The organism is Rhodococcus sp. PAMC28707 (assembly GCF_004795915.1).
Taxonomy (GTDB): Bacteria; Actinomycetota; Actinomycetes; order Mycobacteriales; family Mycobacteriaceae; genus Rhodococcoides.
The window spans coordinates 4,098,423-4,121,868 of record NZ_CP039253.1; the positions used below are offsets into that span (position 1 = coordinate 4,098,423).

The following is a 23,446-nucleotide window of genomic DNA, read 5'->3' on the forward strand; positions in this document are numbered from 1 at the left end:
ACCATGTCGACCACTATCGAGGCCGAGTCACGGTCATGGCGCGCTAGTTCGCGTAAGGGGCGTAAGTTCCGCGGTCCCGGCTCCGTCGGTCCGCTCGGCCTCGGAGTGGCGGTGTTGTGGTTGAGCATCATCGTGCTGCTGCCGCTCGCAGCGTTGTTGGTCAAGTCGTTCGACAACGGGCTTGCCGGTTTTTGGGATGCGGTAACCCAGCCGCGTGCGATCGCGACTTTCAAGGTGACGCTGGAAGTGTCGGTGGCCACCGCGATAATCAACCTTTTCCTTGGCACGCTCATCGCGTGGGTGCTCGTTCGGGACGAGTTTCCGGGCAAACGATTTGTCAATGCGGTTATCGACCTGCCGTTCGCGTTGCCGACGATCGTGGCGAGCCTCGTGCTGCTCTCGCTCTACGGCCCGACCAGCCCCGTCGGCCTGGTCTTCAACGCTACGAAGCCTGCCGTTGTCGTTGCGTTGCTGTTCGTAACCTTGCCGTTCGTGGTGCGAGCCGTGCAGCCCGTGCTCATCGAGATCGACAAGGAAGTGGAAGAAGCGGCCGCGTCCCTCGGGGCAGGTAACTTGACCATCTTCCGGCGCATCGTGCTTCCGGTGCTGATGCCCGCAGTTCTGAGCGGCGCAGGCTTGGCATTCGCCAGGGCTATCGGCGAATTCGGATCGGTTGTCCTCATCGGCGGCAACATCCCAGGGCAAACACAGATCGCATCCCAATACATCCGAGAGCTGATCGAGTACGACCATCAGGTCGATGCCGCGGCGATCTCGGTCGTCTTGCTCGCGTTGGCGTTCGTCGTGCTGTTCGTTCTGCGCATCGTGGGAAGTCGACTAGCTCGAAGAGAGGAACAGATCCGATGAAGCTCGGGCTCCCGGTCAAGCTCTCGCTGCGGGTCGTTGCGTTGTTCTATCTCGCTGCGCTGGTGTTGTTTCCGCTCGGCGCCATCCTCTATCGGACGTTCGAAAATGGGATCGCCGAGTTCTGGGGACTGATAACGACGCCGGCCGCGCAGTCGGCACTGCAACTGTCGTTGCTGATCGTCGCGATCGTCGTTCCGATCAACGTCGTCTTCGGTGTCATCACTGCCCTTGCACTCGTGCGTGGACGGTTCCGTGGAAGGGGTGTCCTCGAGGCTGTCGTCGACCTTCCGTTCGCGGTCTCACCCATCGTCACCGGTGTCGCGCTCATCCTGCTGTGGGGCGCCAACGGTTGGTTCGGCGGCATCGAGAGTCTCGGCTTCAAAATCATTTTCGCTCTGCCCGGCATGGTGATAGCGACGATCTTCGTGACGCTGCCCTTCGTGGTGCGCGAAGTGGAGCCGGTGCTCTACGAAATCGGTGAAGAGCAGGAAGAAGCTGCATCGACATTGGGGGCTTCCTCGATGCAGACCTTCTGGCGGATCACACTCCCAGCCATTCGCTGGGGTCTGACATACGGAATCGTCCTGACCGTTGCCCGTTCGCTCGGCGAGTTCGGCGCCGTGATCATGGTGTCGACCAACTTGCCAGGCGTCTCGCAGACACTGACCTTGTTGGTGAATTCGCGATACGAGGACTTCAACCAAGCGGGTGCATACGCCGCATCCACCTTGCTCATGGCAATCGCCGTCATCGTATTGCTGCTGATGACTGCCCTCGACAAAAAGAGGACGAAGTAATGACTGCATCGAAGAACAACGAAATCGAGATCTCCGTCGTCGGCGCCAACAAGAAGTACGGCGACTTCGCCGCACTCGACAATGTCAGCATCGACATCCCCAAGGGCTCGTTGACGGCCTTGCTCGGGCCCAGCGGCTCCGGTAAGTCGACCTTGCTGAGGTCGATTGCAGGCCTGGAGCAACTCGACTCCGGTCAGGTGGTCCTGGCCGGTCAGGATGTCACGTGGGTGAGCCCACAGCGTCGTGAAATCGGATTCGTCTTTCAACACTATGCAGCCTTCAAGCACCTCAGCGTTCGCGACAACGTTGCATTCGGCCTGACGATCAGGAAGCGACCGAAACCCGAGATCAAGCGGAAGGTGGACGAACTCCTCGAGATCGTCGGCCTCGCCGGCTTCCAGTCGAGGTTTCCGGCGCAGCTTTCGGGCGGCCAACGGCAGCGCATGGCACTGGCACGCGCGCTCGCGGTCGACCCGCAAGTCCTGCTGCTCGACGAACCGTTCGGCGCCCTCGATGCGAAGGTCCGTGAGGATCTTCGAACCTGGCTGCGCCGATTGCACGACGAGGTTCATGTCACGACGGTATTGGTGACGCACGATCAAGAAGAGGCACTCGACGTCGCCGACCGGATCGCGGTGCTCAACAAGGGCCGGATCGAGCAGGTCGGTACCCCCGAGGACCTCTACGATCGTCCCGAGAACGACTTCGTGATGTCCTTCCTCGGGCAGGTCGCAAAGCTCAACGGACTACTGGTCCGGCCGCACGACATTCGCGTCGGTCGGGATCCGAGCATGTCGCTGGCGCAGGAGAACGGGACAGCCGAATCTGCGGGCGTGACTCGCGCCATCGTCGAACGCGTCGTACGTCTCGGATTCGAGGTGAAGGTCGAACTGAAGAATGCTGCAACCGGAGAACCCTTCACCGCGCAGATCACTCGCGGCGACAGTGAAGCGCTCCAGCTCAACGCCGGAGAGACGGTGTACGTCCGTGCCACACGTATCCCGAAGATCCTCAATTCCAAGGGCACGATGGCGCCGGCCGCCGGATCTACCTATTGACGTGATCGTTGTCCGCGGTGACGATGTGCGTCAGAGCGCAGTCGTAACGATGGGACACCACCTCGGCCACCGACGAATGCGCACCGATGACGTCCGCTCGGACGACCTCGAAGCCTGATTCGTCCACAACTGCGGATACCCGGTCGGTCAGCAAACCCGGTGCAAGAAACCAAGGCGCGAGCACCATTTTTCTCGCACCGGCGCTGTGCAGGAACTTGAGAGCCTCAGCAGGGCCCGAATTCGGCACGGTCGCAAAACATGTCACGGCCTCGCGCCAACGAGTTCCCGTGAGAACGTGTCGAGCAATGCCACGAGTGCGTTCGTTGGCGGCACCGTCCGAGGATCCGACGGCGGCAAGAAGGACCCCGACATCCGGATCGTCGACCTCCACGCCGGCGTCGAATATGCGTGAGCGAACGGCATCGACCAACAGCTGATCTTCGCCCAGTACGTCGGCCTGTGCCAGCGACAATCCTGGATTGCGCAGCCGTGCCGCATCGAGCATCGTCGGCAAGTCCACTCTCGCATGAAACGCGCTCCCGAGCAGCAGCGGAACGACGACGGCCGAGTCGGCGCCCTCGAGAGCGACATCGTCGATCACTCGATCGACGTGTGGCTCCGTGAGGTCCAGAAACGCCACTCGCACATCCACATCCGGGCGCCGAAGTCGGATTCGATCGACCACCGCATGCACTGTGCGAGCTGAGCGCGGGTCGCGGCTGCCGTGAGCGGTGGCAATCAGCACGCTCACGCCGGTGTCGGCTCCCCGAGCTCGACAGCGGACAACGCGTCACCGACCAGACCGGCCGCGAGGGTATTTCCGCCGTTCGGGTCGATCAGTAGAAAACTCCCGGTGTGCCGGTTGACCCGGTAGTCGTCCGCCACGATCGGCTCGGCAACACGAACCGAGATTCGACCGATGTCGTTGAGCTCCAACGATTCCGGTGACGGCACGGACGTCAAATTCTGTTCGTCGAACCGCTCCACCAGCAAGCCGACGATGGCCTGAGTGGTACGCGTACCGTGCTTGAGCAGCAGTCGTGCACCGGGCCGCAGAGGCTTCTCGGCAAGCCAGCACACAGTGGCATCGAATTCCCCGAGGGCCTCCGGTGCATCCTGCGGGGACGCGATGGTGTCACCTCGAGACACGTCGACGTCATCGGCGAGAATCAACGTGACGCTACGGCCGGCATGGGCCGATCCGAGTTCGCCATCGGCTGTGTCGATGCGCTCGACGGTCGTGCGTACTCCCGAGGGCAACACGACGACTTCGTCGCCGGGGGAGACCGTTCCGGCCGCAACTTGGCCGGCGTAGCCGCGGTAGTCCGGGAATTCGGCTGTGCGCGGACGGATTACGTACTGCACGGGGAACCGCAGTCCCACTCGATGAGGTTCGGCGTCCACCGGGACGGACTCGAGATGCTCGATCAGCGTCGGGCCGTCGTAGTACGGAGTCTTGGTCGAGCGCACCGCCACATTGTCACCGTGAAGGGCGGACACCGGAATCTCGGTGACATCCTCGGTAGCCCAGCCGAGAGAACTCGTCAGAGAGTTGAATTCCTCCGAGATGTCCGCGAATACCTGCTCCGGATTCTCCACGAGGTCGATCTTGTTGACTGCCAATACCAGCTTGGGTACTCCGAGTAGCGCGAGAACCGCTGCATGCCTACGAGTCTGCGTGATGACGCCCTTGCGTGCGTCGACGAGAAGTATGACGAGCTGAGCCGTGGACGCACCGGAGACGGTGTTACGGGTGTACTGAACGTGCCCGGGTGTATCGGCGAGAACGAACGAACGCGCAGGCGTCGCAAAGTATCGGTAGGCAACGTCGATCGTGATGCCCTGCTCGCGCTCGGCACGCAGGCCGTCGACCAACAGTGACAGGTCCGGCGTACTCAGTCCACGGTCGACCGATGCCCGCGTGACAGCATCGATCTGGTCGGCGAGTACAGATTTCGTGTCGTAGAGCAGACGCCCGACCAGGGTGGATTTGCCGTCGTCGACGCTGCCTGCGGTGGCAAGGCGTAGAAGCTGTGTACCGGAACGAGAGTTGCTCATCAGAAGTATCCTTCGCGCTTGCGGTCTTCCATGGCAGCCTCGGAAACTCGATCGTCTCCGCGAGTGGCACCACGTTCGGTGAGCCGAGATGCCGCGACCTCGGCAAGAATCGCGTCGTTGTCTGCGGCGTCGGAGAGAACTGCGCCAGTGGTGGATCCATCGCCCACGGTCCGGTAGCGAACCGACAGAGTCTTCAGCTCCTCGGATTCGTTCGGGCCACCCCACACACCGGGAGTCATCCACATTCCGTCGCGCTGGTACACCGGGCGCTGGTGGGCGTAGTAGATCGACGCCAATTCGACGTCTTCGCGGGCAATGTACCGCCAGATGTCGAGTTCGGTGAAGTTGCTCAACGGGAACACTCGAACTTGCTCACCCGGCGAGTGCTTACCGTTGTATAGGTTCCACAGTTCCGGACGCTGCTTCTTAGGATCCCACTGGCCGAAGGCGTTGCGAAGGGAGAAGATGCGCTCCTTCGCGCGAGCCCGCTCCTCGTCGCGGCGTGCGCCACCGAAGATGGCATCGAAACGGTTCTCCGCGATCGAGTCTAGTAGTGGAACGGTCTGAAGTGGGTTGCGAATGCCGTCGGGACGCTCGGTGAGTCGGCCGTCGGCAATGTAGTCCTCGACGCTGGCGATGTGCAGGCGGAGGTTGTACTTGGCGACGATGTAGTCGCGAAAGTCCAGTACTTCCTGCAAGTTGTGGCCGGTATCGACGTGCAGCAGCGAGAACGGAAGTGGCGCAGGCCAGAAGGCCTTGATCGCCAAGTGCAGCAGAACGGTGGAGTCCTTGCCGCCGGAGAAGAGTATGACCGGGCGCTCGAACTCGCCTGCCACCTCACGGAAAATATGGATCGCCTCGGACTCGAGTGCATCGAGTGTGTCGAATCGATCGCTGTCGAGCAGTGTGCGCTGAGCTTCCACAGCTGTCGTGTCCAGTGTCATGATGCGTGCAACCCACATTCGGTTTTGGCCTTACCGGCCCACCGTCCGCTACGCGGATCGGCGCCGGGGGCGGGCTTGACGGTGCAAGGTGCGCACCCGATCGATGGATAGCCTTCGTCGACAAGCGGATTGACGAGTATGGAGTGCTCGTCGATGTAGTTCTGCATGTCCTCGTCCGACCAGGCTGCGATCGGATTGATCTTCACCAGGCCGAAGCCGTCGTCGAAGGAGATGAGAGGCGCATTTGCGCGCGTGGGCGATTCGACGCGACGGATGCCGGTAACCCAGGCGCTGTAGTTGGCAAGCTCCTTCTTCAGCGGAGCGACCTTGCGCATGGCACAGCATCGATTCGGTTCACGCGCGAAGAGGTCTTTGCCTTCCAGTGCATCTTGCTGCGGCACAGTCAGTTCGGCGCGAGCATTGACGATCTTGACGCCGTACACGGCCTCTACCGCATCGCGAGTGCCGATGGTTTCCGCGAAGTGATAGCCGGTTTCGAGGAACAGGACGTCGATACCCGGATGTACCTGGGCTGCAAGGTGTACCAGGACTGCGTCCTGCATGTTCGATGCCACGATGTAGTCGGTGCCGAATTCGCGTTCGGTCCAGGCCAGCAGCTCGGCGGCGTCGGCTCCGTCTAGTTCGCGAGCGCCGCGTTCAGCGACCGCCTTCAACTCCTCGACCGAAAGATTCATTCGAGTTCTCATCGCATATCCGCCTCGTCTGCTCGCACTGCCCATTCGGCAAAACGTTCGCCCTCGTTACGGTTCTTCACGAACTGCCGTACGACGCGATCGATGTAATCACCCATCTCGATGCTAGTGACCTTGTGTTGGCGTAGCTTTCGGCCGAAAGTAGTGTCGAAGCCGAGGCTGCCGCCCAGGTGAACCTGAAAGCCTTCGACCTGATTGCCTTCACCGTCGTCGACCAGTTGGCCCTTGAATCCGATGTCCGCGACCTGCGATCGGGCGCAGGAGTTGGGGCAACCGTTGATATTGATCGTGATCGGTACGTCGAGCTGGGCGTTGATGTCTGCCAGACGCTCTTCGAGTTCTGGCACGAGAACCTGTGAGCGCTTGCGTGTTTCGGCGAACGACAGCTTGCAGAATTCGATGCCTGAGCAGGCCATCAGATTCTTGCGCCAGTGCGACGGCCGAGCCGGCAGGCCCAGAGCGTCGAGGTCGGCGATCAGTGGCTCGAGAGTTTCTTCGGCCACGTCGAGGATGATCAGCTTCTGGAAGGGCGTGAAGCGGATGCGGTCACTGCCGGCCTTCTCGGCGGCGTCGGCAACCCGAGCGAGAATGGTTCCCGAAACGCGGCCCGCGATCGGCGCGAAACCGACTGCGTTGAGTCCGTTCTGGGTCTTCTGGACACCGACGTGGTCGATGGGCCGCGTCGGCTTCTCTGGTGCCGGGCCGTCGATGAGGGGACGCTTCAAGTATTCGGTTTCGAGGACTTCGCGAAACTTTTCGATTCCCCAGTCCTTGATGAGGAACTTGAGCCTGGCCTTGGCGCGCAGACGGCGGTAGCCGTAATCACGGAAGATCGAGACAACACCTTCCCAGACATCGGGAACCTCGTCGAGCGGAATCCAAGCGCCGACGCGCTGAGCGAGCATCGGGTTGGTGGACAGGCCGCCGCCGACCCAGAGATCAAGTCCGGGACCGTGTTCCGGGTGGTTCACGCCGATGAACGCGACGTCGTTGATCTCGTGGACTACGTCCTGCTGGCCGGAGATCGCAGTTTTGAATTTGCGGGGCAGGTTGGAGTAAAGGGGGTTCCCGATGTAGCGGCGCACGATCTCGTCGATAGCGGGGGTGGGATCGAGTACCTCGTCGAGGGATTCGCCGGCCAGGGGAGAGCCGAGAACGACGCGGGGGCAGTCGCCGCAGGCTTCGGTGGTCTTCAGGCCGACCGCCTCGAGGCGCTTCCAGATCTCCGGTACGTTCTCGACCTCGATCCAGTGGAATTGGACGTTCTCGCGGTCGGACAGGTCGGCGGTGTTGCGGCCGAATTCCTGCGAGATGCCGGCGATGGTCCGCAACTGCTCGAGGTTGAGAGAGCCTCCGTCGCATCGCACTCGCATCATGAAGTATTTGGCTTCGAGTAGGTCGACGTTCTCGTCACCGGTGAAGGTGGCGTCGTAGCCCTCCTCACGCTGGGTGTAGAGGCCCCACCAACGGAAGCGTCCACGCAGGTCGCTCTTGTCGATGCTGTCGAACCCCTGCTTGGAGTAGATGTTCTCGATGCGCGCCCGCACGTTCAGCGGGTTGTCGTCCTTCTTCGCCTGCTCGTTGGCGTTGAGGGGTTCGCGGTATCCGAGGGCCCACTGGCCTTCGGCGCGGCGCTTGGTCGGCCGTGCGGTGCGCTCTCTGGGTGCAACACCAGGCGATTTCGCGCCCGTTGCATCGGTAGTCGCGTCGGTTGTCGACGACATCAAAGGCTCCTGCATCTTTTCTCTGCCGGACGGTGAAAGGGTGGTGGCTGAAACTCACCGCTTGCACACGCGTTCGGTTGGATCGGGGCTTGTGAGAAGAAACGTGCTCAGTTCGATTTACGAGCGGGATGAGCATGCGTATCCAACGAGACGCAGAACTCAGCTACACACTCTTACGGCATCGACACGAAGAACTGCAGACACGCTTGAGATCGACGTGGCGTCGTGCCACCAATCGGATCCCAGAGTCGTTCACGGAGCCTATTGTGCCACGTCATCTGGCAAGTGCCGACCGCGGTGAGCTATTTACCCCAATTGTGGGGTAAATAGCCTGGCAGAGCGACTTCAACTCGGAACGCTGTCCGTGTGGTGAGTCCACTCATCAGGTTCTGGGACACTGGAGAGCGTGAACCTTCCCGTCTCGCCCGCAGTCTCACTCGAACTGCCAGATGCGGCCTTCGACGGCGTCGGTTCGCGGCCATTCGGGATCTACGTGCACGTCCCCTTCTGTGCGACACGATGCGGTTACTGCGATTTCAACACCTACACCGCAGGGGAGCTCGGAACATCCGCGTCGCCGCAGTCGTGGTTGACCGGATTGCGTCGTGAACTCGATGCCGCCGCCGCGCTCATGAACGATCGCGCAGGATCGGTGCCAACCGCTGACACGGTGTTCGTCGGCGGGGGTACGCCCTCGTTGCTGGGTGGGGACGGCCTCACCGATGTGCTGAACGCTGTTCGCGGCAGCTTCGGGCTGAAGACGGGCGCCGAGGTGACGACGGAGTCAAATCCGGAATCGACGTCGCCGGCATTCTTCGAAAAGCTGCGCGCGGGCGGCTTCACCAGGATTTCGCTCGGCATGCAGTCGGCCGCCCCGCACGTTCTCGCGGTTCTCGATCGAACGCATACACCCGGACGTGCTGTTGCCGCAGCGAAAGAGGCCCGGGCCGCTGGCTTCGACCACGTCAACCTCGACCTCATCTACGGGACCCCCGGTGAACGCGCGGAGGATCTCGACGCCTCCCTTGCTGCTGTTCTCGAGGCGGGCGTCGATCATGTGTCGGCATATGCGTTGATCGTCGAGGATGGAACGGCCATGGCGCGCAAGGTTCGACGCGGCGAGCTACCCGCCCCCGACGATGACGTGCTGGCCAGCCGGTACGAGCGGATCGACACGGTGTTGTCCGGTGCCGGACTGCACTGGTACGAAGTGTCCAACTGGGCCACCGATGACGCTGCCGAATGCAAACACAATGTCGGCTACTGGGATGGCGGAGATTGGTGGGGAGCCGGTCCTGGCGCGCACAGTCACATCGGTGGAACCAGGTTCTGGAACATCAAGCACCCCGCTCGCTACGCGGACCGGCTCGAAGCGGGTGAGTTCCCCGTCGGCGGCAGTGAACTGCTCACGAGTGAGGACCTTCACCTGGAAGAGCTGATGTTGAAAATCCGTCTACGAACGGGACTGCCGGCCGGTGTGCTCGCAGATTCCGAGCGCGCGGCGGCCGAGCAGTTGGTGGTCGACGGACTGATGTTCGTCGAGCACGATCGTTACGTTCTCACCGATCACGGCCGTCTGCTGGCCGACGCGGTCGTCCGCACTATCGCTGCGTGATCGGGCGTTCGTTCACCGACGAGACGAGCGCTGGGAAGTCAAGCACTCAGTGCGTCGTAGTCGAACACGCGGGCGTGTAGGACCGTCCTGTTGCGCAGGGCCGCACGCACGGCCCTGTGCAGGCCATCTTCGAGGTAGACCACGCCGCGATAGTGGACCGCGTGCGGAAACAGATCACCGTAGAAGGTCGAGTCCTCGGACAGAAGGCGGTCGAGTTCGAGAACCTTCGTGGTGGTGACGATGTCGTCGAGGCGGATTTGGCGGGGAGGAATTTTGGACCAGTCCCGCAATGACAGGCCGTGCTCGGGGTACGGCTTTCCGTCGCGAACACCTTTGAAGATCACGGTGTGACCCTCGATTCGGTGTAGTTCGTCACAGCTATGTCCGTTGTCGCAGTCGAGTAACCCACTTGTCCACACTAAGGCCTCGCGGTGGGTACTGCTCCACGGCCACTAGACTCGGCAGACGGGTCTGCCGGGGGGAGTGCGGTCAACCGGTTGTTCACGCCGCGACCCGGCGTATGCCAGAAATAGAGCAGATGTGGAGGTGGATACCGATGTCGGGCACTGATGACCGTCGGTTCGAAATTCTTCGGGCCATAGTCGCTGATTACGTCTCCACCCAGGAGCCTGTCGGTTCACGCGCATTGGTGGAACGTCACAACCTCGGCGTATCCAGCGCGACTGTGCGTAACGATATGGCGGCACTGGAGGCCGAGGGATACATTGCACAGCCTCACACCAGCTCCGGCCGGGTACCGACCGACAAGGGTTACCGTCAGTTCGTCGACCGCATCGCCGACGTCAAACCACTCTCGTCTGCCGAGCGGCGTGCCATTCTCGAGTTCCTCGAGAACGGTGTCGACCTCGACGATGTTCTTCGCCGCGGGGTCCGACTGCTTGCACAGCTCACCCGCCAGGTTGCCGTCGTGCAGTATCCGACGTTGTCGGTATCGTCGGTTCGCCATCTCGAAGTAGTTGCGCTCACACCGGCCCGGCTGCTTCTGGTGCTCATCACGGACTCCGGACGCGTCGATCAGCGCATCGTCGAACTGGGCGATGTCATCGACGACGAGAACTTGGCAAAACTGCGCAGATTGCTCGGCGGCGCGCTCGAAGGAAAGCGTCTCGCTGCCGCGTCGGCGGCCGTGGCCGAACTCGCCGAGAATGCACCCGAACCCATACGCGACGCAATGATCAGATCTGCGACCGTGTTGGTCGAGTCCCTGGTAGAGCACTCCGAGGAACGTCTGGTGCTCGGCGGAACCGCCAATCTGACACGAAATGCCGCCGATTTCGCGGGTGACGCAGGATTTCCAGGGTCGTTGCGTGCTGTTCTGGAAGCCTTGGAAGAGCAGGTCGTCGTACTCAAGCTGCTTTCTGTGACACAGGACACGCGAACTGTGACGGTGCGAATCGGAGAAGAGACGCAGGTCGAGGAGATGCGCGGAACCTCGGTGATTTCCACTGGGTACGGTTCGGCTGGCATGGTTCTGGGGGGCATGGGAGTGCTGGGCCCCACACGCATGGACTATCCGGGAACAATTGCATCGGTCGCCGCCGTTGCGAGGTATATCGGCGAGGTTCTCGCCGAGCGCTGAACACCGGACAACAGACATTGCTTGCCGCACCGCAATAGCGGAGGTAAGCGCAGACCGGATCGAAAAAACGAAAGAGACTTACGTGGCACGGGATTATTACGGGACGCTCGGTGTGAGCCAGAAGGCTTCGGACCAAGAGATCAAGCGCGCCTACCGCAAGCTTGCGCGTGAACTCCACCCCGACGTGAATCCGGACGAGAGCGCGCAAGCCCGATTCAAGGACATCTCGACTGCTTACGAAGTCCTCTCCGATCCCGAGAAGCGACGTGTCGTCGACCTCGGAGGAGATCCACTTCAGCAAGGTGGTGGCGGTGGAGCCGGCTTCGGTGGCGGCGGATTCGGCGGTGGACTCGGAGATGTCTTCGAAGCGTTCTTCGGCGGACAGGGAGGCGGCAGTGGCCGCGGACCCCGTGGTCGCGTCCAGCCGGGTGCCGACTCGCTGCTGCGAACGAAACTCACACTCGACGAGTGCGCGACGGGTGTCACCAAGCACATAACCGTCGACACGGCAATCCTGTGCGACCTATGTACAGGTGGGGGGACCAACGGTGACTCCAAGCCCGTGACCTGCGAAACCTGCGGTGGCGCAGGCGAAGTTCAGTCCGTTCAGCGTTCCTTCCTCGGTCAGGTCATGACCTCACGGCCGTGCCCGACCTGCCGCGGAGCCGGGGAGACCATTCCCGACCCGTGCCGCAAATGTGGTGGCGACGGTCGTGTTCGATCGCGTAGAGACATTTCGGTCAAGGTGCCGCTCGGTGTCAGCAACGGCATGAGGATTCGGCTCGCTTCACAGGGTGAAGTCGGGCCCGGCGGCGGCCCCGCAGGTGACCTCTACGTGGAAATCGTCGAGCAGCAGCACGACGTGTTCGTCCGCGACGGCGAAGATCTGCATTGCACGATTCGTGTCCCGATGGTCGACGCAGCGCTCGGCACCTCGGTTTCGGTCGACGCGATCATCGACGGACCGACGGACATCGTCGTCGATCAAGGCACTCAGCCCGGATCTGTCGCGGTACTGCGTGGTCACGGGATGCCGAAGCTCCGGTCCGGAATTCGAGGTGACCTACACGCGCACCTCGAGGTCGTGGTGCCGTCACGCCTGGACAACAAGCAGACTCAGCTCCTCGAGGACCTGAAAGCCCTGCGAGACCGCGATGCAGCCGAGGTCGTCACCATCGGCTCCCAGCACAGCGGTGGGTTGTTCTCGAGGCTCCGGGAAGCGTTCAGCGGTCGCTGACGATGGCGGCCACCGTTTTCTACCTCGATCCTTTGCCTCAGGTCGGTAGCACCGCTGTCCTGGACGGGAAAGAAGGCCACCATGCCGCCACAGTGCGGCGGATTCGAGTGGGCGAACGAATCTTGCTGTCCGACGGGCACGGCGGGGTCGCCGACACCGTCGTGATCTCCGCCGAGCGTGATCGCCTCGAAATGACGGTCGATGCTCGATTCGACATGCCGCGGCCGACACCATCGGTGGGGCTCGTCCAGGCGCTGCCCAAGGCAGATCGCTCGGAGTTGGCCGTAGAACTTGCGACCGAAGCGGGCGTCGACTCCATCGTGCCGTGGCAATCCTCCCGATGCGTCGCGCGTTGGGAAGGTGCGAAAACAGCCAAGGGCGTCGCTCGGTGGCGTAGTACGGTTGCCGCCGCGGCCAAGCAGTCCCGAAGGCCGTTCGTTCCGGACGTCGCCGAACTCCATGACACGGCGGCGGTACTCGAACTGGTCCGTGGGGTCGTCGCCCGCGGGGGAATCGTTGCAGTGCTTCATGAATCGGCAACCGACAGGTTCTCGGAGTTGCCGCTGCGTTCGGTGAGCGAAGTGCTGTTGGTGGTAGGTCCTGAAGGTGGTTTGGACGACAGTGAAGTAGGCAAATTGACTGCGGCCGGAGCCCGAACCGTCGTGTTGGGTCCGACGGTTCTGCGGACCTCGACCGCTGCGGCCGTTGCACTGGGCGCGATCGGTGTCTCGACGGACCGCTGGGCGCAGCAGCCTCTCGACTTTCGTGAGCCGTAGTGGAGCGAACCAAAATCGGTTACGGCGAGCACGAAGAGCAGTACGGGCACCTCTATCTTCCGGAGCGCTTCGCGGCTGAATCAGGCACTCCCGTACCTGTAGTCATGATCGTGCACGGCGGATCCTGGAGTGGCCAATACAGCTCCAGCCTCGGCACCCGGTACGCCGTCGAGTTTGCGCGAGCAGGTTTCGCGGCCTGGAACATCGAGTATCGCCGGGTCGGCGCAGGCGGTCTGTGGCCCGAAGCGAGCAACGATGTCGGCGCGGCGCTCGACGCACTTGTCGGCATAGCTGCCGAACTCGATTCGATCTCACTCGATCTGGCGAACGTCCGAGTACTCGGTCATTCGTCCGGCGGACACCTGGCCGCGTGGCTGGCAGGTCGACGCGGCGGCGCGCTGACGCCGTCGCTGATCGTGACGCAGGCAGGTGTTCTGGACTTGATGACCGGTCCGGCGTCGGGAATCGTCAATCCTGCCGTCCGCGCCTTGCTCGACGCCGACTACGAGGACGCGCCCGAGCTGTATCGATCGGCGTCGCCGATACACCGCGTTCCCACCGCGATCCCGATGCACTGCATTCATGGATCGCTCGACACGCTGGTGCCGGTGTCGCAGAGCGAACTCTATGTAGCAGCGGCACGCGCCGGCGGTGATCACGCCGAACTGACGATCGTTCCTGGTGAGGACCACGTCGCGTTTCTCGAGGCCGGGTCCCGGTGCTGGCAGCACTCGGTGTCGGCGGTGCTCACCGGTGCCGGCGGGTAAATGGGAATGCGGTCATTCGCACGCGCGTTAAACTCGAATCAGACACCGTCCCCGCCCATGCTCGTCGACATCGGAAAGCAGGCCATAGCCACCACGTGAGTGAACACAGCGAACTTCCAACCGAACGCATGGTTCGGTCCAGCATGGAGCTTGCGCCTGAGGCCGTTCTCCCGCTACTGGGACCCGCCGACGAGAACCTGCGGACCCTCGAGCAGCTTCTGAGCGCCGACATCCATGTCCGAGGAAACGTAGTCACTTTGAGTGGCAAGGTCACCGACGTGGCGCTCGCCGAGCGCGTTATTTCCGAGTTGGCAGCCGTCGCCAAGCGCGCGCAGCCGCTGACCGTCGATGCGGTACGCAGGGCAGTCGGCATGATGACCGAAGGTGTTGCCGAGTCACCGGCCGAAGTGCTGAGCCTGGACATCCTTTCTCGTCGAGGCAAGACCATCCGGCCGAAGACGCTCAATCAGAAGCGCTACGTCGATGCGATCGACACCAACACCATCGTGTTCGGTGTCGGCCCCGCTGGTACCGGCAAGACCTATTTGGCGATGGCCAAGGCGGTCCAGTCGTTGCAGGCCAAGCAGGTCAGCCGGATCATCTTGACGCGGCCCGCGGTGGAGGCCGGCGAGCGTCTCGGCTTTCTGCCCGGCACGTTGCACGACAAGATCGATCCGTACCTACGCCCGCTGCACGATGCACTGCACGACATGATGGATGTCGAGGCGATTCCGAAGCTCATGCAGGCAGGTGTCATCGAGGTCGCTCCGCTGGCGTATATGCGCGGTCGGACCCTCAACGACGCGTTCATCATTCTGGACGAGGCGCAGAACACCACCGCCGAGCAGATGAAAATGTTCCTCACCAGGCTGGGATTCGGCTCGAAGATCGTCGTGACCGGCGATATCACTCAGGTCGACCTCCCCGGTGGCGCACGTTCGGGGCTTCGGGCTGCGTCGGAGATACTCAACGACGTCGACGACATTCACTTTGCACAGTTGACCAGTAGCGACGTGGTTCGACATCGCCTGGTGTCGGAGATCGTCGACGCTTACGAGCGGTTCGAGTCCACGAACAACCAAGATCTCTCGCTGAGCAATCGGGCACAGCGACGCTCTGGAGGGCCGCGCTCTGCTCGCCGATAGAATCTGCTCGAAAGTCCCTTGTCGAAAGAGTGAGCAGCAATGAGTATCGAGGTGTCCAACGAATCGGGGATGGAAGTCTCCGAAACGGATCTCGTAAGTGTGGCCCGGTTCGCAATCGCCAGTATGGACGTGCATTCGGCGGCCGAACTGTCGATGGTTCTCGTCGATTCGTCCACCATGGCTGACCTGCACATGCGGTGGATGAACTTACCGGGCCCGACGGATGTGATGTCGTTCCCGATGGACGAACTCGAGCCCGGCGGTCGTCCGGATTCTCCCGAGCCGGGACCGTCGATGCTCGGCGATATCGTCCTGTGCCCGTCCTTCGCCGCAGACCAGGCAGCTGCCGCCGGTCATCCTCTCGAACACGAGTTGGCATTACTTACCGTCCACGGTGTCCTGCATCTACTCGGCTACGACCACGCCGAACCGGATGAAGAAAAGGAAATGTTCGCTCTTCAGAATCGCATTCTGGCGGAGTGGTACGAGGATCTTCGTCGCGCAGAAGAAGCCGAAGTGCAGGCGGCAAGGGACAGTCGACTGCTCGGCAAAACCGGCTTCGTCGGCGGCGACAACCTGTGAGCGATGCGCCTGCGCTGATAGTGGCAGCAGTCGTCCTCGTACCGATCGCAGGTTTGTTCGCAGCCGTGGATTCGGCATTGAACACCGTCTCGCGGGCCCGCGTCGAGGACATGGTCAAAGATGGGCGCCCGGGCGCTATCGGCCTTCTCACCATCGTCGCGGACCGCCCTCGATACGTGAATCTGACGGTCCTTCTTCGCATCCTGTGCGAAATCGTTGCCACAGTTCTACTCGCGGGTGGGCTGATAGGTGTTCTCGACGAAACGATCGCGCTTCTCGTGACTGCCGTCGTGATGGTGTTGGTCAGTTACATTGTCATCGGTGTCGGTCCCAGAACGCTCGGGCGCCAACACGCGTACTCGATTGCACTGTTCGCGGCACTTCCGTTGAGAGGCCTCGGCTGGATTCTCGGTCCGGTGAGCCGCGTGCTGATCTTCATCGGTAACGCGATCACGCCGGGGCGCGGATTCCACAACGGCCCGTTCGCATCCGAGATCGAACTGCGTGAATTGGTCGACATGGCCCGTGAGCGTGGAGTGGTTGCTGACGACGAGCGCCGAATGATTCAGTCCGTCTTCGAACTCGGTGATACCTCGGCGCGCGAGGTGATGGTTCCGCGGCCGGAAATGGTGTGGATCGAGTCCGACAAGTCAGCGGGACAGGCGACTTCGCTCGCCGTGCGCAGTGGGCATTCCCGGATTCCGGTGATCGGTGAGAACGTCGACGACATCATCGGCGTCGTGTACCTGAAAGATCTTGTGCAGCAGACGTACTACTCCACCGATGGCGGACGCGGTGTGAAGGTTACCGACGTCATGAGGCCGGCAGTATTCGTACCGGACTCCAAGCCGTTGGATAGTTTGCTCGCCGAAATGCAGCGTGACCGTAAGCACATGGCCGTGCTCATCGACGAATACGGTGGAACTGCGGGGCTGGTCACCATCGAGGATGTGTTGGAGGAAATCGTCGGAGAGATCGCCGACGAGTACGACGCTGGTGAAGTTGCCCCTATCGAAGACTTGGGTGACGGACGCTATCGGGTATCTGCGCGCGTACCACTCGATGACGTCGGCGAGTTGTTCGACATCGACATCGAATCCGAGGATGTCGACACTGTCGGTGGTCTCCTGGGTTACGAGCTCGGACGAGTACCGCTTCCAGGCTCGCGTGTGCAGTCGCACGGCTTGGCATTCACCGGCGAAGGCGGCGCCGATCAGAAGGGTCGAGTGCGAGTGACGACCGTTCTGGTGGAGAGGTTCGAGAACGATCACGATGAGGAATCGTCGACAGAAGCGTCCGATGCCTGAGCTGTGCGGCAGAACGAATACAACCATCCCGGCCGCATCGCGCGGCGGGAAGAGCTGGGAGGTGCTCGATGTCTGATTCGAGCGAAGAAGATTTTCGGTCCGGGTTCATTTGTTTCGTAGGTCGGCCGAACACCGGAAAGTCGACGCTGACCAACGCACTCGTCGGTTCCAAGATCGCGATCACTTCATCGCGTCCGCAGACCACGCGCCACACCATTCGTGGGATCGTTCACCGCGAGAATGCGCAGTTGATTCTCGTCGACACCCCTGGATTGCACCGTCCTAGAACACTTCTCGGACAGCGACTCAATGATCTGGTGCAGGACACGTATTCCGAGGTCGACGTCATCGGACTGTGCATCCCCGCCGACGAAAAGATCGGGCCGGGTGATCGTTGGATTCTCGAGCAGGTTCGCCACATCTCGCCGAAGACGACGCTGATCGGCATCGTGACCAAGATCGACAAGGTCAAGAAAGAACGCGTCGTTCAGCAGCTCATGGCTCTGTCGAAGTTGCTGGGGGAGAGCAGCCACGTGATTCCGGTGTCTGCCGAATCGGGTGAGCAGGTGGAGAAGCTGGTCTCTCTACTCGCCTCCGAATTGCCACCCGGCCCTGCCTTCTACCCGGACGGGGAACTGACGGACGAGCCAGAAGAAATCCTGATGGCGGAGTTGATCAGAGAGGCCGCGCTCGAAGGAATTCGCGACGAACTTCCCCACTCGCTAGCCGTCGTCATCGATGAGATCACTCCTCGCGAGGGCCACGACAACATGCTCGACGTCCACGCAATCCTTTACATCGAACGCTCGAGCCAGAAGGCGATCATCATCGGCAAGGGTGGTGCTCGGTTGAAAGAGGTCGGTACCAACTCGCGCTTGCAGATCGAAAAGCTACTCGGTACTCGCATCTACCTCGACCTGCACGTCAAGATCGCCAAGGACTGGCAGACCGATCCCAAGCAGATGGGCAAGCTCGGGTTTTGATTCGATCGGGCCGAGCCCGCCGCTGGATCGCGCGCTCGGTTGGATCGAATGGTGTTCGAGGAGCGTGTGCACGTGGTTGCGCCGACGAGATCGGCAACTATGGTGATGCCTGTGCCGGGGTCCGCGCATCCGCTGCACGACGTGATGTAGCTCCAGGACAAGCGTTCCTTCCTTTTGCAGACCCCGGTCGCAGCACAGAAATCAGCTCATTGCCTTGGCTTTCAACGCTTCGAATTCGGATTGGTTGATGGTGCCGGCGTCGAGCAGCGCCTTGGCGTCGGCGATGTGCTCTGCAGAGGACTTTCCGGCGACCTCTCGGATGTATCGGTCGGTTGCCTCCTTCGAAGACTGCTGTGCCTCGATGTGTCGAGTCGTCATACCGCGACCGCGCACGATCACATAGACGAAGGCCGTGAGGTACGGAATTACGACAAGCAGGATGATCCAAATGACCTTGACGAAACCGGACATGGTGCGGTCGCGGAAGAGGTCGGCGACAATTTGGAAAAGAATCATCAAATACGCCACGAACGCGAACACGATCAGTGTGTACCACATCAGTTCCCAGAATGAATCGATCATGTTTCGAACTCCTTCGAACTTGGGCATCGGCCTGCGAGACTCGGCCGATGGTCGCGACTCGGGGTGACGGACAGCTGGTTCGAGCTCTCTCGACGATCCAACTCTAAAATTTCTCGGGGGCCGTGGCGTCATCCGAGGCGGGTGAGGTCTGCGCCAATTATTGGTCCTACTTCGGAGTCGACTTGCGTGACCGCGCCCGACGCGGCGGATCGTGTTTCTCTGTCGGCGCGCTGTCGGCAGCCTCGGAAGGGGCGTCCCGCCAGCTGATCTCGATTTCGATCTCGGTTTCGTCTCCGTCCACTTCGATCTCGAGTTCCCACCGAACGCGATCGGCGACGACGATCGATATCGAGTCGCCACCCGAACCCATCTCCACTTGCGAACCGCTGGCGAGAGCGTGGCCGAGCGCGATGATTCGTTCTGCCACCTCCTTGCGGGAGATTTCGGATACGCGTTTGAATTCCAACTTTGCCATCGTGACTCCTGACTTCGATGTGCAGCGGATACTCGAAACTTCTCTCACACGGAAGGCTGCCATCAGGGGCATCGGCCGCACCGTGATCCGTTGGTTTCGACCCTATATCTTGCCGGGCCACGTGTGGGTGGACCGAAGGCGAATACCGCTTCTCGAAAAGAATGTCACCCGATACGAATGATGCAGTTGCGCGCTGAGCCGCGGAAGGTCATCGATGAGGGAGCAGTTGCTTGGCCCTGATTGTGCCCACCGGAGAAGAGGCCGAACATGGATTCATCAGGCTCCGAACAACCACTCAGCGCGACCGAGCGGGGGGAGCTCGACCGTCTGCGGCGAGAGCTGGCCGAACTGCGCGAGGAGCTCACACCGGCCGCGGTAACTCGAACCCGGGCCGGACACTCGACAGCGCGCTGGATCGCAGCGATCCTGCTTCTGGTTTTGGTCGCAGTTCTGGGCTTCTCCGCCGTACTTGCCAGGTTTACTCGCAGCGAAGTTCTCGATGCCGACCGTTATGTCGAGACGGTGACGCCGCTGGGTTCGAATCCGGTGCTGCAGGGTGAGCTCGCAGATCAAATCACGAACGAGATCATGACGCGTCTCGATGTCGAGTCGATAACCGCCGAGGCCCTGACCTCGATCACCGAGAATGCTCCTCGCGTGCCACCCGCGGTTGTCGGTCTCGCCCCGGTCATCGCGGACCAGGCCGAGTCGTTCGTGCACAAGACAGTGGAGTCTCTGGTGTCCTCCGACGAATTCGAAACACTGTGGATCAAGGCCAATCGGGAGGCGCATCAAGCCCTGACAGCCGTGCTGACCGGCAACACCCGAGCGGCCGTCGGGGTCAGTGACGAAGGTACGGTGAGTATTTCGCTGGCCCCGATCATCGACAAGGTGCGCGCCAAGCTGACCGAGCGTGGATTCGCGTTCGCGGAGAAAATACCGTCGATCGACAAGTCTTTCGTACTGTTTCAGGCCCCCGACCTGGTCAAGGCGCAGCGCGTAACATCGTTGCTGGACAAAGCATCCGGGGTTCTTCCATGGTTGACCCTGCTCGCAGCGGTGGGCGCGGTATGGGTTAGCCCGAAGGGCATGCGCCGACGGGCAGGTGCGCTCGTCGGAGTCAGCCTGGCTGTGGCCATGGCGCTGCTCGCCGTCGCGATCAGCATCGGTCGGTTGCTGTATCTCGATGCGGTCCCCGCCGATGTGTTGTCCCCGCAAGCAGCGACGGTACTGATCGACACACTCCTGGTGCCGCTCGAGACGACCTTGCGCGCGGTATTCGTGCTTGCGGTGGTGATCGCAATCGTCGGTTATCTCACCGGTTCATCAGGATCGGCAGTAGCGGTTCGCTCCGCATACGGCAAAGGTACCGACGCGATCAGGGGTCGTGCAGGCGGACGGGCACCGAATCGGTTCGAGTCCGTGGTCTCGCAGTTGCGGCTCCCTCTTCGTGCGGGGATCGTCGCGATCGCGGTGATGACACTGGTGTTGTGGAAATACCCCTCCGGTGCTGTCGCGGCAGTGACAGTGGTCGTCGCCGTCGCAGCTCTGCTGGTAGTGGAGCTGATTGCACGGCCCGCGCTCGGTGAGGTTTCGCCGGAAGACGGTCGACCGACATGATGCGGAACCTGTTCGAGGACAGCATGTTCGAGACGGCATGTCCGGATGCTGCCGAATGTCCGAGACAGTTCGGAGGTGTACGGCCATGACATGGGCGGTGCCCGCCATCGCTGGTCTCCTGATCGCGTTTGCCGCGATCTCGGGACGCATCGACGGAACCCCGATCACTGCGCCGATCGTCTTCACCGTCGGAGGCTTGGCGCTGGGTGTAACAGGGTCCGATTTGATCGAACTGGATTACGCCGGTGAAGCGGTCAAACTTCTCGCCGAACTGACGCTCGGGTTGGTGTTGTTCGTCGACGCCTCGCGCATCGACTTCGCCGCACTACGGCACCAGCTTGCGCTGCCTGCCCGACTGCTCGCGTTCGGGCTTCCAGGGACGATCGCAGTCGGAGTCGCTGCTGCACTGATGATCTTCGATTTCTCGCTACCCGAAGCGATTCTGCTCGCAGTGATTCTTGCCCCCACCGATGCCGCGCTTGGGAAGGCGGTCGTGACTCTGCCGTCGCTACCGACGGTGGTCCGTCAAGGTCTCAACGTCGAGAGTGGGCTGAACGACGGCATCTGCGTGCCGATCTTCTTGGTCGTGCTTGCGATTGCCCACACGGAGACCGGAACGATCGGAGGTGGTGCCGCCGCCGTCCTGGTTCTCGAGCAGATCGGCTACGGTGTCGCCGCCGGTATCGTTGCTGGGGTCGTTGCGGGAACTGTGCTCGTCCTCGCCGGACGTCGAAACTCGATAGACCCGTTCTGGGTTCAGATCGTCCCGGTAGCGGCTGCTGCACTCGCCTATACCGCGGCCGTCGGGGTCGGTGGCTCCGGGTTCATCGCAGCATTCGTCGGGGGGCTGGCGTTCGGAGTGATCCGCAGGCGGGCCGGCGGCGACGTGTCATACCTGATCGAGGAATTCGGGGATCTTTCCAGCGCAGTGACATTCATCGTCTACGGTGCTGTCTTGCTCGGGCCCGCACTCGGTAGTTTGTCCTGGGCCGTGCTCGGGTACGCCGTGGTGAGCCTCACCGTGGTCCGCATGTTGCCCGTCGCAGGGGCAATGATCGGTCTGCACGCCCGGGCGCCCACCGTTGGGTTCGTCGGGTGGTTCGGGCCGCGTGGTCTCGCTACTATCGTCTTCGTCATCCTCATCGTCGAAGAACCTCACGAATTGCCCCACGAGAGTCTTCTACTGACCACCGCGGTGATCACGATCGGGCTTTCCGTTGTGGCCCATGGACTTACCGCGGCCCCGCTCGCCGGGCGATACTCGAGGTGGTATCGATCGTCCTCTCAGCGCACGTGACCGACTCGCTGCGGCCGACCACCACGATCGGCGCTGATACCGCCAAGGCCAGCGAGATCCATCGGATCGCACCACGACTGGTAAGGAACCAGAAGAACGCCGCGACCCCGACGACGAGGGCACCGACCGTCACCGCGAGCAACGCCAGCGTCCGTGCGCCCGCGAACGCGACGAGTACAGCCACCGCACCGATCGCCGCGCCGAAAGCGGCCCGTGCCGCCCAGCGCTGGCTGACGGAAGGGCGTTTGTTCGTAGTGAAGACTCATAACCACACCTCCGTGATCGGCATGCTTCTACATCGACCGTGTCCTCGATGCTAGTGGCAGGTGCCCGCTCCCACCTCACGAATCTCCCTTCGTCGAGGGATCGGTGCGCTCGGGAACCAACGCGGGTTCGGGACCGCGAAGAACCCGGCCGATCGTTCCTTCGTCGAGGGCGAGAGCCTTGGTGACAGCAGCGGCACCGACGATGATGACGGAGTACCCGAACAGCCAGCTGATCGAAGTGAATACCAGACCCCATTGGCCGAATTGCGCTTCTGCGGTCTCGGTGATTCGGGGGAGGACGACGCGTCCTCCGGCGCGAAAAGCAGTGAGCCCCGCCGCGGTGAGAGCGCCGGTAGCCCACAGCACTCGGCCGGATACCCAGCCTCCTGTGAGCAGATGCGGGGTGAGTACCCACACGAACAGCCATACGGCGAACTCCACCACAAGCGCCAGGGGTCTGCCGACGAACCTGAGCTCGGCAACCGAGCGGGCGATTCCGAGCAGCGGTACCGACATGGCGACTGTGAACAGGACTGCCATCCACCGCCAAGCATGATTGAGACCACTCGGCGGCATGTTCCAGATTTTCGCGTAGATCCGGGTGAGGGTGCGAGCGAACGAGGTGCCGCTGATGACGACCATCAGTAGTCCCACGACGCCGAACGCGGCAAAAGAAGGATCATTCGCTTGTAGTCCACCACCTCCGAGGGGTCCGCCGGCCGGGTCGAATCCGAACTGATCGTCGATTCCGTGTGCGACGATGTCACCGCCGGTGAGCGTCGTGCCCACAATGATGACGGGGAGAACCGACGTGAAGATCTTGGCGGCGAGCGTCATTGCACGATCGAAGAGTTCGATTGCCACGATCTCTTCGATCACCCGCCGAAACGTCCTGCCGGGTGAGGTTCTCTCGAACCAGCCATCTGCTTCGGTTCGCGCGTGGCGAGCCTCCCGGGCCAGAACCACGGACAATCTTGTCGGCCTCACCCCGTCGACTCAACTCAGGTTGGGTGGGTGTGTCTTCGTCCGTGGC

The 23,446-nt window shown here is 61.9% G+C and carries 24 protein-coding genes; 15 read left to right on the plus strand and 9 right to left on the minus strand.

Translation table 11 applies throughout. From position 1 onward, the window contains the following. The first annotated feature begins 3 nt into the window (after positions 1 to 3). From cysT to E5720_RS18615, 3 genes are read left to right on the plus strand one after another with little or no spacing between them, the layout of a single operon-like run. A complete protein-coding gene (gene cysT / locus E5720_RS18605) occupies positions 4 to 867 on the plus strand; it encodes a sulfate ABC transporter permease subunit CysT (protein WP_136171856.1) in 864 nt (287 codons plus the stop codon). Beyond that, positions 864 to 1,664 carry a sulfate ABC transporter permease subunit CysW gene (gene cysW, locus E5720_RS18610; RefSeq protein ID WP_136171857.1) on the plus strand — a complete coding sequence of 267 codons (801 nt, stop codon included), beginning with the start codon at positions 864 to 866 and terminating at the stop codon, positions 1,662 to 1,664. The genes cysT and cysW overlap by 4 nt, the downstream gene beginning before the upstream one ends. Next, positions 1,664 to 2,722 (plus strand): sulfate ABC transporter ATP-binding protein, encoded by a 1,059-nt coding sequence (locus E5720_RS18615; protein WP_136171858.1) that lies wholly within the window; start codon positions 1,664 to 1,666, stop codon positions 2,720 to 2,722. Before cysW ends, E5720_RS18615 begins: the two co-directional genes overlap by 1 nt. On the opposite strand, the gene E5720_RS18620 is transcribed toward E5720_RS18615, so the two are convergent. From E5720_RS18620 to E5720_RS18640, 5 genes are read right to left on the minus strand one after another with little or no spacing between them, the layout of a single operon-like run. Continuing rightward, entirely contained in the window at positions 2,712 to 3,473 is a 762-nt protein-coding gene (locus tag E5720_RS18620) for a sirohydrochlorin chelatase (protein WP_136171859.1), read from the minus strand. The genes E5720_RS18615 and E5720_RS18620 overlap by 11 nt on opposite strands. Continuing rightward, positions 3,470 to 4,780 (minus strand): GTP-binding protein, encoded by a 1,311-nt coding sequence (locus tag E5720_RS18625; RefSeq protein ID WP_136171860.1) that lies wholly within the window; start codon positions 4,778 to 4,780, stop codon positions 3,470 to 3,472. Before E5720_RS18625 ends, E5720_RS18620 begins: the two co-directional genes overlap by 4 nt. Further along, positions 4,780 to 5,724 carry a sulfate adenylyltransferase subunit CysD gene (gene cysD, locus E5720_RS18630; RefSeq protein ID WP_136171861.1) on the minus strand — a complete coding sequence of 315 codons (945 nt, stop codon included), beginning with the start codon at positions 5,722 to 5,724 and terminating at the stop codon, positions 4,780 to 4,782. The genes E5720_RS18625 and cysD overlap by 1 nt, the downstream gene beginning before the upstream one ends. Further along, positions 5,721 to 6,419: a phosphoadenylyl-sulfate reductase gene (locus tag E5720_RS18635; RefSeq protein ID WP_210729908.1), complete on the minus strand. Its 699-nt coding sequence runs from the start codon at positions 6,417 to 6,419 to the stop codon at positions 5,721 to 5,723. Before E5720_RS18635 ends, cysD begins: the two co-directional genes overlap by 4 nt. Before the next feature lie 8 nt (positions 6,420 to 6,427). After that, on the minus strand, positions 6,428 to 8,161 hold the full coding sequence (locus tag E5720_RS18640) for a nitrite/sulfite reductase (RefSeq protein WP_136171863.1): 1,734 nt from the start codon (positions 8,159 to 8,161) through the stop codon (positions 6,428 to 6,430). Between the two features lie 406 nt (positions 8,162 to 8,567). On the opposite strand from E5720_RS18640, the gene hemW reads away from it, so the two are divergent. Beyond that, positions 8,568 to 9,776 carry a radical SAM family heme chaperone HemW gene (hemW, locus tag E5720_RS18645; RefSeq protein WP_136171864.1) on the plus strand — a complete coding sequence of 403 codons (1,209 nt, stop codon included), beginning with the start codon at positions 8,568 to 8,570 and terminating at the stop codon, positions 9,774 to 9,776. Positions 9,777 to 9,814: 38 nt separating this feature from the next. Here hemW and E5720_RS18650 read toward each other — a convergent pair whose 3' ends face one another. Then, the gene (locus tag E5720_RS18650) at positions 9,815 to 10,120 is read right to left on the minus strand and encodes a type II toxin-antitoxin system VapB family antitoxin (RefSeq protein WP_136171865.1); all 306 of its coding nucleotides are present in this window, start codon (positions 10,118 to 10,120) and stop codon (positions 9,815 to 9,817) included. A 212-nt stretch (positions 10,121 to 10,332) separates the two neighbouring features. Between E5720_RS18650 and hrcA the strand changes: the two genes are divergently transcribed. The 8 genes from hrcA (at position 10,333) to era (ending at position 18,173) form a co-directional block, all read left to right on the plus strand. Further along, on the plus strand, positions 10,333 to 11,376 hold the full coding sequence (hrcA, locus tag E5720_RS18655; protein WP_136171866.1) for a heat-inducible transcriptional repressor HrcA: 1,044 nt from the start codon (positions 10,333 to 10,335) through the stop codon (positions 11,374 to 11,376). Positions 11,377 to 11,458: 82 nt separating this feature from the next. Then, positions 11,459 to 12,613: a molecular chaperone DnaJ gene (gene dnaJ / locus E5720_RS18660; RefSeq protein ID WP_136171867.1), complete on the plus strand. Its 1,155-nt coding sequence runs from the start codon at positions 11,459 to 11,461 to the stop codon at positions 12,611 to 12,613. 2 nt (positions 12,614 to 12,615) lie between these two features. Further along, positions 12,616 to 13,389 (plus strand): 16S rRNA (uracil(1498)-N(3))-methyltransferase, encoded by a 774-nt coding sequence (locus E5720_RS18665; RefSeq protein ID WP_136171868.1) that lies wholly within the window; start codon positions 12,616 to 12,618, stop codon positions 13,387 to 13,389. Next, positions 13,389 to 14,156 (plus strand): alpha/beta hydrolase, encoded by a 768-nt coding sequence (locus E5720_RS18670; RefSeq protein ID WP_136171869.1) that lies wholly within the window; start codon positions 13,389 to 13,391, stop codon positions 14,154 to 14,156. The genes E5720_RS18665 and E5720_RS18670 overlap by 1 nt, the downstream gene beginning before the upstream one ends. Before the next feature lie 128 nt (positions 14,157 to 14,284). After that, positions 14,285 to 15,301, plus strand: coding sequence for a PhoH family protein (locus E5720_RS18675; RefSeq protein WP_210730070.1), 1,017 nt, complete (start codon positions 14,285 to 14,287; stop codon positions 15,299 to 15,301). A gap of 39 nt (positions 15,302 to 15,340) precedes the next feature. Further along, a complete protein-coding gene (gene ybeY, locus E5720_RS18680) occupies positions 15,341 to 15,883 on the plus strand; it encodes an rRNA maturation RNase YbeY (RefSeq protein WP_084344756.1) in 543 nt (180 codons plus the stop codon). Beyond that, a complete protein-coding gene (locus tag E5720_RS18685; RefSeq protein WP_136171871.1) occupies positions 15,880 to 17,190 on the plus strand; it encodes a hemolysin family protein in 1,311 nt (436 codons plus the stop codon). The genes ybeY and E5720_RS18685 overlap by 4 nt, the downstream gene beginning before the upstream one ends. A gap of 68 nt (positions 17,191 to 17,258) precedes the next feature. Next, complete coding sequence (era, locus tag E5720_RS18690) at positions 17,259 to 18,173, plus strand: GTPase Era (RefSeq protein WP_136171872.1); 915 nt, start codon at positions 17,259 to 17,261, stop codon at positions 18,171 to 18,173. Positions 18,174 to 18,374: 201 nt separating this feature from the next. Here era and E5720_RS18695 read toward each other — a convergent pair whose 3' ends face one another. Together E5720_RS18695 and E5720_RS18700 are read right to left on the minus strand one after the other, a co-directional pair. Beyond that, positions 18,375 to 18,755 (minus strand): SHOCT domain-containing protein, encoded by a 381-nt coding sequence (locus E5720_RS18695; RefSeq protein WP_136171873.1) that lies wholly within the window; start codon positions 18,753 to 18,755, stop codon positions 18,375 to 18,377. Between the two features lie 166 nt (positions 18,756 to 18,921). Beyond that, positions 18,922 to 19,230 (minus strand): amphi-Trp domain-containing protein, encoded by a 309-nt coding sequence (locus tag E5720_RS18700; protein ID WP_136171874.1) that lies wholly within the window; start codon positions 19,228 to 19,230, stop codon positions 18,922 to 18,924. Positions 19,231 to 19,497: 267 nt separating this feature from the next. On the opposite strand from E5720_RS18700, the gene E5720_RS18705 reads away from it, so the two are divergent. The 3 genes from E5720_RS18705 (at position 19,498) to E5720_RS18715 (ending at position 22,467) form a co-directional block, all read left to right on the plus strand. After that, positions 19,498 to 20,850 (plus strand): hypothetical protein, encoded by a 1,353-nt coding sequence (locus tag E5720_RS18705; RefSeq protein ID WP_136171875.1) that lies wholly within the window; start codon positions 19,498 to 19,500, stop codon positions 20,848 to 20,850. An 85-nt stretch (positions 20,851 to 20,935) separates the two neighbouring features. Then, positions 20,936 to 22,147, plus strand: a complete 1,212-nt coding sequence (locus E5720_RS18710; protein WP_136171876.1) for a cation:proton antiporter — start codon at positions 20,936 to 20,938, stop codon at positions 22,145 to 22,147. Then, the gene (locus tag E5720_RS18715; protein WP_136171877.1) at positions 22,144 to 22,467 is read left to right on the plus strand and encodes a hypothetical protein; all 324 of its coding nucleotides are present in this window, start codon (positions 22,144 to 22,146) and stop codon (positions 22,465 to 22,467) included. Before E5720_RS18710 ends, E5720_RS18715 begins: the two co-directional genes overlap by 4 nt. Positions 22,468 to 22,488: 21 nt before the next feature. On the opposite strand, the gene E5720_RS18720 is transcribed toward E5720_RS18715, so the two are convergent. Beyond that, positions 22,489 to 23,379, minus strand: a complete 891-nt coding sequence (locus E5720_RS18720; protein WP_247596354.1) for a hypothetical protein — start codon at positions 23,377 to 23,379, stop codon at positions 22,489 to 22,491. Between the last annotated feature and the right edge of the window lie 67 nt (positions 23,380 to 23,446).